Annotated in this window: 10 protein-coding genes and 1 pseudogene; all 11 read right to left on the reverse strand. The window is 72.3% G+C overall.

What is annotated here, in order from left to right:
• Window positions 1-14 precede the first annotated feature (14 nt).
• A complete protein-coding gene (locus ACFV1J_RS26435; protein WP_385862019.1) occupies window positions 15-1,145 on the reverse strand; it encodes a serpin family protein in 1,131 nt (376 codons plus the stop codon).
• 55 nt (window positions 1,146-1,200) lie between these two features.
• Complete coding sequence (locus tag ACFV1J_RS26440; protein WP_385861984.1) at window positions 1,201-2,583, reverse strand: aspartate aminotransferase family protein; 1,383 nt, start codon at window positions 2,581-2,583, stop codon at window positions 1,201-1,203.
• Window positions 2,580-4,460 carry a 1-deoxy-D-xylulose-5-phosphate synthase gene (dxs, locus tag ACFV1J_RS26445; protein ID WP_385861986.1) on the reverse strand — a complete coding sequence of 627 codons (1,881 nt, stop codon included), beginning with the start codon at window positions 4,458-4,460 and terminating at the stop codon, window positions 2,580-2,582. The genes ACFV1J_RS26440 and dxs overlap by 4 nt, the downstream gene beginning before the upstream one ends.
• A 79-nt stretch (window positions 4,461-4,539) precedes the next feature.
• Window positions 4,540-5,565 (reverse strand): adenosyl-hopene transferase HpnH, encoded by a 1,026-nt coding sequence (gene hpnH, locus ACFV1J_RS26450; protein WP_385861989.1) that lies wholly within the window; start codon window positions 5,563-5,565, stop codon window positions 4,540-4,542.
• Between the two features lie 5 nt (window positions 5,566-5,570).
• A complete protein-coding gene (locus ACFV1J_RS26455) occupies window positions 5,571-6,239 on the reverse strand; it encodes a 1-hydroxy-2-methyl-2-butenyl 4-diphosphate reductase (protein ID WP_385861991.1) in 669 nt (222 codons plus the stop codon).
• On the reverse strand, window positions 6,239-8,257 hold the full coding sequence (shc, locus tag ACFV1J_RS26460) for a squalene--hopene cyclase (protein WP_385861993.1): 2,019 nt from the start codon (window positions 8,255-8,257) through the stop codon (window positions 6,239-6,241). The genes ACFV1J_RS26455 and shc overlap by 1 nt, the downstream gene beginning before the upstream one ends.
• 108 nt (window positions 8,258-8,365) lie before the next feature.
• Window positions 8,366-9,487, reverse strand: a complete 1,122-nt coding sequence (locus ACFV1J_RS26465; protein ID WP_385861995.1) for a polyprenyl synthetase family protein — start codon at window positions 9,485-9,487, stop codon at window positions 8,366-8,368.
• The gene (gene hpnE, locus ACFV1J_RS26470) at window positions 9,484-10,917 is read right to left on the reverse strand and encodes a hydroxysqualene dehydroxylase HpnE (RefSeq protein WP_385861997.1); all 1,434 of its coding nucleotides are present in this window, start codon (window positions 10,915-10,917) and stop codon (window positions 9,484-9,486) included. The genes ACFV1J_RS26465 and hpnE overlap by 4 nt, the downstream gene beginning before the upstream one ends.
• A 100-nt stretch (window positions 10,918-11,017) precedes the next feature.
• Window positions 11,018-11,971, reverse strand: a complete 954-nt coding sequence (gene hpnD / locus ACFV1J_RS26475) for a presqualene diphosphate synthase HpnD (RefSeq protein ID WP_385862000.1) — start codon at window positions 11,969-11,971, stop codon at window positions 11,018-11,020.
• Window positions 11,968-12,834 carry a squalene synthase HpnC gene (hpnC, locus tag ACFV1J_RS26480; protein WP_385862021.1) on the reverse strand — a complete coding sequence of 289 codons (867 nt, stop codon included), beginning with the start codon at window positions 12,832-12,834 and terminating at the stop codon, window positions 11,968-11,970. The genes hpnD and hpnC overlap by 4 nt, the downstream gene beginning before the upstream one ends.
• Window positions 12,835-13,284: 450 nt before the next feature.
• A pseudogene (locus tag ACFV1J_RS26485) lies at window positions 13,285-13,379 on the reverse strand (ABC transporter ATP-binding protein); the annotation flags it as partial.

Raw genomic sequence — 13,379 nt, forward strand, 5'->3', positions numbered from 1 at the left:
CGGACCGCGGGCCGCTAGGGTTCGGCGACCCAGCCCGCCGTCAGTACCAGCCCCGACTCCCGGTGCACGGCGAGGAACCCGAAGGGCCGGTCGAAGCGGGCCGTGATCCGCAGCGCCTCGTACGGCGGGGGCGGCGGCACGGACCCCGCGGCGACCGGCATGACCGTGACGGCCGCCGCCCGGAAACCGAGCGCGCCGAAGGTCGCGGTGGCCTGCTGCCGGGCGGCCGACACCGCGAGCGGGTGGTCGCTGATGCCCGGGAAGTGCCCGCGGGAGGTGTCCGCCGCGGCGGTCAGCCCGAACAGCTCCGGCCGCTTGAGCAGATCGTGTTCGGCATCGACGGTGAACCGCACGGTCATGAGGTCCAGGCGCGGCACCCCGTCGTAGCTCGGCACCGTCGTCACCCGCAGCCCCGGCCCGGCGCCGTCGGTCAGCGCCGCACCGGGCACCGCCGGGTACCGCCCGGCCAGCGCCTCGACGCCGTGCCCCAGGACCTCACCGCCCGGTACACCGGGCCCGCCGAGCAGCAGATGCACGTCCAGACCGTTGTCGCCCTCGACGCGTACGGCGGTCAGCGGGCCGGCGGGGGTGTCGTGCACCAGGAGCTGCGAGGCCTCCGCCCCGGAGCGGCTCAGTGCGGTCACCTCGCGCCCCGCCCAGGGGCCTTCGGTGAGCCGCAGCGGGTACTCCCCGAAGGGTTCCGCCCAGGTCGTCCGCACCAGCAGCGCACTGGCCAGGACGAGCAGCAGGTCCGGGGTGACCTCGACCGGCATCCGCTCGATCAGCCCGTCGGTGTGCTGCCGGGCCCAGGCGTCCAGCGCCTCCTGGTCGGCCGCCGCGGCGCCGGTCAGCTCGCCGAGGGTGCCCGGCGGCAGAGCGTCCCGCCACTCGGGGCGCAGCGACAGGGTGCGCCGGGCCCACAGCGCGGCCGCGGCGCCGACGCCGTCGGCCGCGTCCAGCGCCGCGAGCAGCGACCAGCCCTCCGCCGGTGCCCGCTCCGGGTCCGTGCCGAGCGCCTCGGCCAGCTCCGTGCGGGCCGGGCCCGCCGAGGGGCCCGCGAGCAGCGCCAGCAGTGGCCAGACGCCGGCCGCGGTGAGGACCGTGCCGGCCTCCCCCACCGCCGCCCGCGCCCAGCGGGCCGTCATGTCGTTCACGGACCGTACCGTCGTCGCGGTCACCCTCGTGTCCCCCCGTGCTCTGTCAGCGGTGGGCGACCGCCTGTTTGACCAGCGTCCGCCCGAAGTCCCACATCAGGCCGCCGCCACCGTGGGCGTCGTCCATGACGGCCGTGAAGGCGTCGACGAACCGGTCGACCTCCCGCTCGCCGATGATCAGCGGCGGGATCAGCTTAATGACCTCCAGGTGGTCGCCGGAGACCTGGGTGAGGATGCGGTGCCGCTGCAGCAGCGGCACCACGACCATCTGCGCGAACAGCCCCTTGCGGGCCGCCTGCAGCATCGTCCAGCGGCTGCGCAGCCCGAGCGAGGTGGGCCGGCCGAACTCGATGCCGATCATCAGGCCGCGGCCCCGCACGTCGTGCAGCAGCTCGTACTTGGGGATCAGCTCGGCGAGCCGGCCGCGCAGCAGATCGCCGGTGCGCCGGGCGTGCGCGACGATTCCCTCGTCCTCCATCACCGCGAGGACCGCCAGACCGGCCGCCATGGCCTGGGCGTTGGAGCCGAAGCTGGCGGAGTGCACCAGCACGCGGTCCATGGACGAGTAGACCTTTTTGAAGATCCAGTCCTTGCCGAGGGTCGCGCCGACCGGGACGTAGCCGCCGGACAGTGCCTTGGCCACGCACACCAGGTCCGGTGCGACGCCGTCCTCGTGCTGGTAGGCGAAGAAGTCGCCGGTGCGGCCGAGGCCGGTCTGCACCTCGTCGGCGATCAGCAGGGCCTTGTGCTTGCGCAGGAGTTCCTGTGCGGCCCGCAGATAGCCGGGCGGCGCCTCGTGCACGCCCTTGCCCTGGACCGGCTCGACGATGAGCGCGGCGACATCGCCCTTGCTCAACTCCCTTGCCAGCGCGTCGAGATCACCGAGCGGCACGGCGGTGTCCGGCAGCAGCGGCGCGAAGCCGTCGCGGAAGCCGTCCTCGCCGTTGACGGACAGGGAGCCGGTGGTCAGGCCGTGGAAGGCGTGCGTGCAGTACAGGATCCGCGGCTTCCCGGTCGCGTACCGCGCGAACTTCAGGGCGGTCTCGACGGCCTCGGTGCCGCTGTTGCCGAAGAAGACCCGGTCGAGGTGGGGGGCGTGGCCGAGCAGCTTCTCGGCGAGGAGGCCGGGCAGCGGCGGGCAGTCGAAGCGGGTGAGGTCGGCCAGCCGGGCGTCGAGGACGTCGTGCAGCGCCTTCCGTACGACGGGGTGGTGCCGGCCCAGGCCCATCACCCCGAAGCCGGCGAGCATGTCGAGGTAGTCCTGGCCGTCCGCGTCCCAGAAGTACGCGCCCTCGGCCCGCTCGTAGACCTTGTCGAAGCCGAGGGTGTGCAGCATCCGCGGCAGCTGGTGGTTCAGATGGCGGGTGTGCAGGTCGTAGCGCTCAGCGCCGCGCTCGGCGAGCAGCCGGCCGAGGTCGAATCCGGTCACGAGACGCTCTCCTTACGGGCCAGTGCGGCGCTGATCCGGCCGGCGATCTCGGCCGGGGTCAGCCCCAGGTCGGCCAGCAGCTCGGCCCGCTTGGCGTGCGGCAGGAACTCCTCGGGGATGCCGAAGGTGCGCAGCGGTACGTCCACGTCCGCGTCCCGCAGCGCCTGCCCGACCGCCCAGCCGACGCCGCCGGTACGGCTGTTGTCCTCGACCACGGCCACCAGGGCGTGATCCGCGGCGAGTTGCGGGATGGCCGGGTCGACCGGTTTGACCCAGCGCGGGTCGATGACGGTCGCGTCCACGCCGCGTGCCGCGAGGAGTTCGGCGACCCGCAGACAGACCGGCGCCATCACGCCGACCGCGACCAGCAGTACGTCCGGGTGCGGTGCCCGGTGCAGGACGTCCGCCCCGCCGATCCGGTCCACGGCCGGGATCGGGTCGTCCACCGATTCCTTGGGGAAGCGCAGCACGGTCGGTGCGTCGTCCACGTCGAGGGCCTCGCGCAGCTGGGCGCGGAGCTGGTCGGCGTCGCGCGGGGCGGCGATCCGCAGGCCGGGGACGACGCCGAGCACCGAGAGGTCCCACATGCCGTTGTGCGAGGCTCCGTCGGTGCCGGTGACGCCGGCCCGGTCCAGGACGAAGGTGACGCCGCACTTGTGCAGTGCGACGTCCATCAGGACCTGGTCGAAGGCGCGGTTGAGGAAGGTGGCGTAGACCGCGACGACCGGGTGGAGTCCGCCGGTGGCCAGGCCCGCCGCCGATACGGCGGCGTGCTGCTCGGCGATGCCCACGTCCCACACCCTGTCGGGGAACGCTTCGGCGAACTTCCGCAGGCCGACCGGCTGCAGCATCGCCGCCGTGAGGGCGACCACGTCCTCGCGTTCCGCGCCGATGCGGACCATTTCGTCGCCGAAGACGGACGTCCAGGACGGCGCGCCGGGCGGAGTGACCGGCGCGCAGGTCAGCGGGTCCATCACCCCGACGGTGTGGAAGTGGTCGGCCTCGTCCTCCAGGGCGGGCCGGTAGCCGCGGCCCTTCTCGGTGAGGCAGTGCACCAGCACCGGGCCGTGGAATCCGGACGCGCGGCGCAGCGCCGATTCGACGGCCCCGATGTCGTGGCCGTCGATCGGCCCGAGGTACTTCAGGCCCAGGTCCTCGAACATGCCCTGCGGGGCGATGAAGTCCTTCAGGCCCTTCTTGGCGCCGTGCAGCGTGCCGTAGAGCGGTTTGCCGACGACCGGGGTGCGCTCCAGCAGGTCCTTGCCGCGGGCCAGGAAACGCTCGTAGCCGTCGGTGGTGCGCAGGGTGGCCAGGTGGTCGGCCAGCCCGCCGATGGTCGGTGCGTAGGAACGCTCGTTGTCGTTGACGACGATGACCAGCGGACGGTCCTTCGCGGCGGCGATGTTGTTGAGCGCCTCCCAGGCCATACCACCGGTCAGCGCGCCGTCGCCGATCACCGCGACGACATGGTCCTTCTTGCCGCGCACCTGGTTGGCCTTGGCCAGACCGTCCGCCCAGCCCAGGACCGTCGAGGCATGACTGTTCTCGATGACGTCGTGCGCCGACTCCGCCCGCGACGGATAGCCCGACAGACCGCCCTTGGCCCGCAGCTTGGAGAAGTCCTGCCGGCCGGTCAGGAGCTTGTGCACGTACGACTGGTGGCCGGTGTCCCACAGGATGCGGTCGGCGGGTGAGTCGAAGACCCGGTGCAGGGCGAGGGTCAGCTCGACCACGCCCAGGTTGGGGCCCAGATGGCCACCGGTGCGGGCCACCGCGTGGACGAGGAAGTGCCGGATCTCCTCGGCGAGTCGGGGTAGGCGGTCGGCGGGGAGCGCCTTGAGGTCACGCGGTCCGCTGATGTGTTCCAGCATCGTCATGTTCGGTCCCCCTCGGGTGGTTCGGCGGCCGTGGCGGAGGGAGCCCACCGCGGTGGCGGGCTCCCCCGGATGCGACGGGTCAGCCGCGGTTTCCGGCGACGGTCTCCTTGGCCGCCCTGAGGGATTCCTTGAGGGACCCCATGGTGGCGAGGACGGCGGTGGGTTCGTAGCCGCAGTGCGCCATGCAGTTGGCGCAGCGCGGGTCCTTGCCGCGGCCGTATTTGTCCCAGTCCGTCTCTTCGATGAGTTCCCGGTACGTCGGCACATAGCCGTCACTCATCAGGTAGCAGGGGCGCTGCCAGCCGAACAGTGAGTAGTTGGGGATCGCCCAGGCCGTGCACGGGAAGTCCGCCTTGCCCTCCAGGAAGTCCAGGAAGAGCGGGCTGTGGTTGAGCCGCCAGCGGCGCCGGTTGCCGCCGGCGAACGCCTTGCGGAACAGCTCGCGGGTCTGCTCGACGCCGAGGAAGTGCTCCTGGTCGGGGGCCTTCTCGTAGGCGTAGGCGGGCGACAGCATCATCTCGTCGACCTTGAGGTCGTCGTTGAGGAAGTTGAGGACCTCGATGACGGTCTGCGGGGTGTCGGTGTTGAAGAAGGTGGAATTGGTGGTGACCCGGAATCCGCGCCGCTTGGCCTCCTTGATCGCCGCGACCGCCTCGTCGAACACGCCTTCCTTGGCGACGGATTCGTCGTGCCGTTCGCGCATTCCGTCGATGTGCACCGCGAACGCGAAATAGGGCGACGGGGTGAACAGGTCCATCTTCTTGCGCAGCAGCATGGCGTTGGTGCACAGGAAGACGTATTTCCGCTTGGCCACCAACTGCCGGGCGATCTCGTCGATCTGCGGGTGCATCAGGGGTTCTCCGCCGGCGATGGAGACCATCGGGGCGCCGGACTCCAGGACCGCGCCGACCGCCTGCGCCACCGGCATCCGCTGCTTGAGCACCCCGGCCGGATGCTGGATCTTCCCGCAGCCCTCACACTTCAGATTGCACGCGAAGAGCGGTTCCAGCTCGACGATGAGGGGGAACTTCTCACGCCGCCGGATCATCTTCTGTTCAAAAAGATATGTCCCGACCCGGATGGACTGACGGAGCGGCATGGCCATCTGGCTCACCTCCTGGGGAGCAGCAAGGAACGGTGCCATTCGTAGAAAACTGGAAGCACTCTGCGCAGCACGCGGAAGGCCGATATTCCCCCGCGCACCGTGCCGATGCGGACGAGTTCATGTTCTGGAGCGTCCACGACCACCCGGACGGCCGCAACCGGACGGGCGCCGGCGAGCTGTGCCGTACGGAGCGTGGCGGCGGATTCCATGTCCACCGCGATCGCGCCGGAGGCGTGCAGCTCGGCCCGTTCCGTGCCGCGTACGACGTGGTCGGAGCCGCGCAGCAGCCCGCGGTGCACGGTCAGGCCGCGGTGGCGCAGGGCGGCGAGCAGCGGGCCGTTGTCGCGGCAGGGCACGTCCGGCAGGCCCGGGCGGTGGTCGCGGGTGGCCTCGGCGACGACCACGTCCCCGGGGCGCATACCGGGCGCGAGGCCGGCGCAGAAGCCGCTGGCGACGACGGGCGAACGGGAGGTGTCCGTGCCGTCACGCAGCGCATCGGCGAGGGCGCGTTCGGCCGCCCGGGGGCCCATGCCGGTGCGCAGCACCACGAGCCCGGGGCGGCCCTCGCCGGACGCCGCCGCCCGCTCTCCCCCGCGCAGCGCGAACCGCTCGATGCCGAGCGCACAGGCGACCAGCAGCGGGGGGTCCGCACTCGCGGGGGACGGTCTCGGCATCAGGCCCCCACCGGCGCCGCGGCCGGTCCGCCGTTGACGTAGCGGCCCAGGGCGGTCAGCGGGAAGACCTGGCGGTAGAGGTGGTAGTTGATGGAGAAGTCCCAGGGGAAGCCGGTGCCGGTGAAGTACGGCTCGTCCCAGGAACCGTCCTCGCGCTGGGTCGCGGCGAGATACCGCACCCCGCGCCGCACCGCCTCGCTGTCCCGCTCACCGGCCGCGAGCAGCGCCATCAGCGCCCAGGCGGTCTGCGAGGCGGTCGAGGCGCCGCGCCCGGCCCAGCCGTCCTGATCCGCGTACGACCGCTGGTCCTCGCCCCAGCCGCCGTCGTCGTTCTGCACCCGCTCCAGCCAGCCGACGGCGCGGCGTACGGCCGGGTGGGAGGCGGGGATGCCGGCCGCGGCGAGCGCGGGCAGCACCGAGCCGGTGCCGTAGATGTAGTTGGTGCCCCAGCGTCCGAACCACGAGCCGTCCGGCTCCTGTTCGGCCAGCAGCCAGGCGAGGGCGCGACGGGTGCGCGGATCGTGCGTCCGGCCGGTCTCGGCGAGCATCTCCACGACGTGCGCGGTGACGTCGGCCGACGGCGGGTCGATGACCTCGCCGAAGTCGCAGAACGGCAGGCGGTTGGGGAACGGGCTGGTGTTGTCGACGTCGAAGGCGCCCCAGCCGCCGTTGCGGGACTGCATCCCGAAGTTCCAGCGCACCGCGCGGTCCACCGCGGCCGCCACCCGCTGCGGGTCGGGGTGCTTGACCCGGCGCAGTGCGAGCACCACCTCGGCGGTGTCGTCGATGTCCGGGTAGTTGTCGTTGTGGAACTCGAAGGCCCAGCCGCCGGGCGGGAGTTGGGGCCGTTTGACGCTCCAGTCGCCGGGCCGGTCGATCTGCTCGGCGAGCATCCAGTCGGCGGCCTTGACCAGCTGCGGGTGGTCGGCGGGCAGTCCGGCGTCGGCCAGCGCGATGGTGGCGAGGCAGGTGTCCCAGACCGGTGACTGGCAGGCCTCGATCATCCGGGAACCGTCCTCGCGCCGGACCGCGAACCGGTCCAGGGAGGCCAGTCCCTCGCGCAGCACGGGGTGGTCGAGGTCGTAGCCGAGGAGGTGCAGGGCGATGATCGAGTACACCGCGGGTGGCTGGATGCCTCCCCAGCAGCCGTCGTTCTCCTGCCGTTCGATGATCCAGCGGGCGGCCGAGCGCATCGCGGCGCCGCGCAGTTTGCGCAGGGCGACCTTGTGGTAGACCCGCAGCGCCTTGTCGAGGCGCTGGAAGACGCCGTCCCAGCTGGTGGCCGGGGCGAGCGGGCGGGGCGGGTTGGGGCGGCGGGGATCGGTGTGCAGCTCGTCGAGGGCGAACGGCGCCGGGCGGACCGGGCGTTTGGCGGAGACGATGGTCAGCGGCACGATGGTCTGCCGTGCCCAGCACCCGAAGTCGTAGATGTTGAGCGGGAACCACTTCGGGAAGAAGAGGAGTTCCGGTGGGAGCTGGGGCAGGTCCTCCCACTTCCACCAGCCGAAGAGGGCCAGCCAGATGCGGGTGAAGACCCGGGAGGCGGCGACCCCGCCCTGTGCGCGGATCCAGGCGGACGCGGCGGCCATGTGCGGGGCGTCGGTCGCGTCCCCGGCGAGCCGCAGGGCGACATACGCCTCGATGGTGGTGGAGAGTTCACCGGGCCCGCCGTGGAAGGTGGCCCAGGTGCCGTCGGTCCGCTGCTCGGCGCGGAGGTGGCGGGCGGCGGCCTCGGTGGTCCCGGGGTCCGAGATGCCCAGGAACTGACGGAGCAGCAGGTCCTCGGCGTCCATGGTGACGTTGGTTTCGAGGTCACCCTTCCACCATCCTGCGGGGTCCTGGACGGAGAGGAGGTAGTCGGTGGCGCGGGCGGTCGCTCGGCGGGCGGCCTCGGCGGTGTCCTCGGCGACGGCGGTGGCCGTCTTGACGGATGGTGCGGCTCTCTCAGCGGTGGCATCGCTGGCCGAAGGGGCCCGGGGCGGCAGCGCCCCGGTGCTTCCGTCGGTCGTCGCTGTCATGGCTTCCCCTTCTGCAGTGAACTGTCAAAGCGTGCTCAGGGATTCCGTCGGCCGGCGCCCGGTGCGGCACCGGCCGGCGACTGCGATCTATTCGGTGTTGGTAGGGAGTCATCTTTCTCGTACGACGACGAAGTCCGCGAGGGCGACGAGCTGTGCCCGGACCTTCTCCGGCATGTCGATCTCGTCGAGCGCGGCGATGGCGGTGGCGTGCTGGCGGCGGGCCTCCTGGGAGGTCCACTCACGGCCGCCGGCCTCCTCGATGAGGGCCGCCCGGGAGGCGAACTCCTCCTCGGTGAAGTCGGCGATCTCGGTCTCGCTCTTCTTGGCGTCGGCGGCCAGGATCCGGGCCAGTCGCTCGGAGGCCGGGCCGCCGGCGGCCAGCGCGGCGACGACCGGCAGCGACTTCTTGCGCTGGCGCAGGTCGCTCCAGGGCCGCTTGCCGGTGGCGTCCGGGTCGCCCCAGATGCCCAGCAGGTCGTCGACGGCCTGGAAGGCGAGGCCGAGGTGGTAGCCGTACCTCTCCAGGGTGTCGGCGGTGCGGTCGTCGGCGCCGCCCAGGACCGCGCCGATGGAGACCGCGCAGGCCAGCAGCGCGCCGGTCTTGTTGCCCTCCATCTCCAGGCACTCCTCGACGGTGACCCGCTCGCGGTGCTCGTAGGAGATGTCCTGGGCCTGGCCGTCGATCAGCTTGCGGGTGGCCAGGGTCAGCCGGCGGGTGGCGCGGCCGGCGTCGACCGTGCCGAGCTCCAGCAGTATTTCGTTGGCGAGGGCGAACAGCGCGTCGCCGACGAGGATGGCCTGCGCCGGGCCGTGCACCTTCCAGACCGTGTCGCGGTGCCGGCGCTGTTCGTCGCCGTCCATGAGGTCGTCGTGCAGCAGCGAGAAGTTGTGCACCAGCTCGACGGCGACCGCGCCGGGGATGCCGACCTCGGGGGCGCTGCCCGCGACCTCGGCGGACAGCAGGGCGAGCGCGGGCCGGACGGCCTTGCCGCTGTCGCCGGAAGCGGGTTTGCCGGTGGCGTCGATCCAGCCGAAGTGGTAGGCGGCGACGGTGTCCATGGGAGGGGCGAGCCGGCCCACGGCAGCACGCAGCACGGGAGTGGCGAGTGTCCGCCCGCGCTCCAGCAGCGCGGTGACGCTCTCGGTGTCGATAGCTGGGGAAGCCGGATTCACGGTTTCTCCTCTGTTTCCGATGCTCGTGCTCGTGCGAGCGCTCGTACTCGTAGTCATGCCGCCTCCTGAGGCAACTGGCCCTGGGGGAAGCCGAGTTCGTTGAGTGCCTCGCGAGCGGCGGCAGTGCCGCTGCGAACAGCGCTTTCCATGGTCGCGGGCCACCCGGTGGCGGTCCACGCACCGGCCAGGAACAGGCCGGGGGCTTGGGTGCGGGCGGCGGGGCGGAGCCTGCCGACGCCCGGGGCGGGCGCGAAGGTCGCGGTGCGCTCGCGGGTGACGAAGAAGTCGATGATCCGGGCGCCCCGGGCGGCCGGCAGCAGCCGTTCCAGCTCGGGGAGGTAGCGGGCGCGGAGTTTGGCGACCGGGTGGTCGATCTCCTCCTGCGCGGCGGACTGCGACACGGCCAGGTACTGGCAGCGGGCGTTCCCGGCCGTCCTGGTCAGTCCGGAGGCGTCGGTGCGGTCGAAGACCCACTGGACGGGCGAGCCGACCGCGGCGAAGAAGGGGCGGCGCAGGACCTTGCGGTCGTAGACGACGTGGAGGTTGAGGATCGGGGCGGTGCCGATGTCCAGCAGCCGGTCCCGGTCGGCCAGCGCGCCGGCGGGCAGCAGCGCATGCGTCTCGCGCTGCGGTACGGCGAGGACGACGGTGTCCGCGGTGAGCCGTTCGCCGCCGTGCGGACCGTTCTCCACCGCGACCTGCCAGCGGCCGTCGGTCCGGTCGAGGGACGCGGCACGGGTGCGCAGCGCGATCCGCACCCCGGCCTTCTCCAGTGCCGTACGGGCGAGCACGTCGTGCACGTCGCCGAGCGGGACCCGGGACCAGCCGATGTCGGCGGCACCGGGGGCGGACAGCAGCCCGGTCTTGAAGACCTTGGCGGCCAGCCCCATCGAGGCGTCGCCGGCCCGGGCGTTGAGGGTGGCGATGCCGACCAGGTCCCACAGCGCCTCGACGGCCCGGGACGACTGGCCGTGGCGGCGCAGCCAACTGCCGAAGTCGACGCCGTCCAGGACCGGGTCGGCCGGGTCGAGGCCCTTCAGGGCGAGGGTCGCGCGGACCACGCCGGCCCGCTCGGCCGGGGAGAGGTGCGGATAGCGCCCGAGGCTGGCGGCGAGGTGCAGCGGGACGGGCAGGGCGGTACGGCGCAGCCGGCCCAGCCGCATCCGTCCCCCAGACTTCGTCCGGGAGGTGCCCCCAGCATCCAGGACGGGCACGTCCATCCGGTCCTGGAGGGGCACCAGGTGGGCCGCGCCGAGCCGGTCCAGCATCCGGCCGTACGCGGTGCAGCAGCGCAGGTAGACGTGCTGGCCGTTGTCGACGCTCAGCTCACCGGCGGCCGAGTCGCGGCGGAAGGAGAAGACCAGTCCGCCCAGGCGGGGGCGGCCCTCGACGAGGGTGACCCGCAGCCCGGCGTCGGCCAGCGCGAGGGCGGCGGTGGTGCCCGCGAGCCCGCCGCCGACGACCACCGCGGTGGCTGTGGATGTCATGTGTGCTCCCCCCGTACGTGGGTGATGGACGCAGCCGTCCGGGGGAGGGTTGCCCGCCGTACTGACGCGGGGTCACCGCTGTCGTGCGTGGTCCGGCCGGTCATCCGCGCCTCCGCACGGACTGCCGGCGGCCGATCGCCCGCGCGTCGAGCCCGGACAGTCCGCGTACCGCGACGAACGCCTTCTCCCAGCCGGGCAGCGAGACCCGGCCGCGCAGCACCGCCTCGGGGTCGGCGGCGATCCGGGTGAGCAGGCGGTGGTAGATGCCGGCCATCGCGGCCACGCAGGCGCCGCTGCGCCGGTCGAGCATCGGCAGCAGCCGGAAGCCCTCGGCGAACAGTGCGCGGGCGCGGTTCACCTCGTGGTGGACCAGGCCGGTGAAGTCGGAGCCGGGCGGCGGGACGGGGTGGGCGAACCCGGCCGAGCAGCCGAACTTGGCGAGGTCCTCGGCGGGGAGGTAGGTCCGGCCGTTGCCGGCGTCCTCGCGAACGTCCCGGAGGATGTTGGTGAGTTGGAGGGCGAGACCGAGCGTGTCGGCGTACTCGGCGGCGCGCTCGGTGTCCGGTACGCCGGGCACGGTGCCGAACACGCCGAGCGAGAGCCGGCCGATCGCGCCGGCGACGCAGCGGCAGTAGACCTTCAGCTCGTCCCAGGTCTCGTAGCTCTCGCCGCGCACGTCCGCCAGCACGCCGTCGATGAGCTCGTCCAGCGCGTCGAGCGGGACGGGGAAGCGGCGGGCGGCGTCGGCGAGGGCGACGGCCACCGGGTCGGTGTCGTCCTCGTCGAGCCGGCCGTCCTTGATACGGGCCAGCAGCGCCCGGGTGTCCTCCAGGCGCTGTTGCTTGGCGGCGGCCTCCAGATGGCCGTCACCGATGTCGTCGACCCGGCGGGAGAAGGCGTAGAGCGCCGACATCGCATGGCGCTTGTCGGTCGGCAGCAGCCGGATGCCGTAGGCGAAGTTGCGTGCCTGCTGCCCGGTGATGGCTTCGCAGTAGCGGTATGCAGCGAGCACCGGCGCGGACGCGTGTGCGGTTGCCTCCACGGTCCGACTCACCCCTCTCTTCGCAATGTCGCCCCCACCTCGCGCAGCAGGCTGAGCTTGGTCGGTTTGGGCGGTCCAGGGAGTACGTCGTGTTCGGCGGCAGCGACCGCCTGGAGTGCGGCACGTCCGCCGGCGACGAAACCGGCCAGCAGCAGCTTGAGCCTGCCGTGGACGCTACCCACCAGCGCGGTGCCTTCATCCAGCAGGTCACGGGCGCGTTCCGCCTCGTAGGCGATCAGTGCGCGCACCGATGCGCCCCCGCTCGGGGCGGCCAGATCGGCTTCCGAGACGCCGAAGCGTTTCATGTCCTCGGCGGGGAGGTAGATGCGGTCGCGCCCGAGGTCCTCGGCCACGTCCTGGAGGTGTTCGACGATTTGCAGGGCGGTGCAGACGGCGTCCGAGCGGCGGAGGCGCTCGGGGCTGGCGGTGCCGGTGATGCCGAGGACGAGCCGGCCGACGGGGTTGGCGGACAGCTCGCAGTAGGCGACCAGGTCGTCGTAGGTGGCGTAACGGCTCACCCGCTGGTCCTGGCGGTTGGCCTCGATCAGGCCGAGGAACGGCTCGGGGGTCAGCTCGCAGCGGCGGACGGTCGGGCCGAGGCGGCGCATCAGCGGGTGCTTGGGGCCGGGTGCGCGGTCGCTGAAGACGCGCTCCAGGTCCGCCTCCAGGGCGTCGAGCAGCGCGGGCCGGTCGTCGAACTGCGCCCGGTCGAGCCCGAGGAGTACGGCGTCGCCACCGCCGGGCGCGAGGTCACCGTCGCCGATGTCGTCGACGAGCCGGGCGAAGCCGTACACGGCCATCAGGTCGGCCCGCCAGGCGCGGGGCAGGAAGAACGGCGCGACCGGGAAGTTCTCGTGTGCGGCCTGATCGAGCACGGTGCGCGTCTGGTCCCGCCCGTCACCCGCCGCCACCCTTCGGAGGAAGGCGCGACGCGCCCGCTCGTTGTCTCGGCTCACCGTGGGCTGCCCGGCGTCTTTCGGTGCCGGAGCGAACCAGTAGCCATTGCCGTCACGTCTCCCGTTCTACACCGCCAAGCTAAAACATCCTATTTCGGACACGCCGCGCCCGGCGACGCGCCCGATCGAGCCCTCATCGCCCTCTTGGGTGAGTATTGCCCGACTTGCGCTACTTGTGCTGTTCGGCACCCGTACAGCTTACGCCGTACATCTCCCATGCGTCCGAGTGGGTACCGAAGCCCGTGGCAACGATCGGGTCAACATCCATTCCGGACGAACTGTTCCCGTTGTCCGCAGAGTTGACCAATTCTTCACCGTCGAAGGCCCCCGCGGGGCGGGCCCGCGGGGGCCTTCCGGGTGTCCGGAGAACTACTTGCCGGTCTCCTTCTCGTACGCCTTGATGACCTCGTCGGTGGGGCCGTCCATCAGCAGTTCGCCGCGTTCCAGCCACAGCACGCGGTCGC

The sequence above is a fragment of the Streptomyces sp. NPDC059649 genome, assembly GCF_042734445.1.
Taxonomy (GTDB): Bacteria; Actinomycetota; Actinomycetes; order Streptomycetales; family Streptomycetaceae; genus Streptomyces.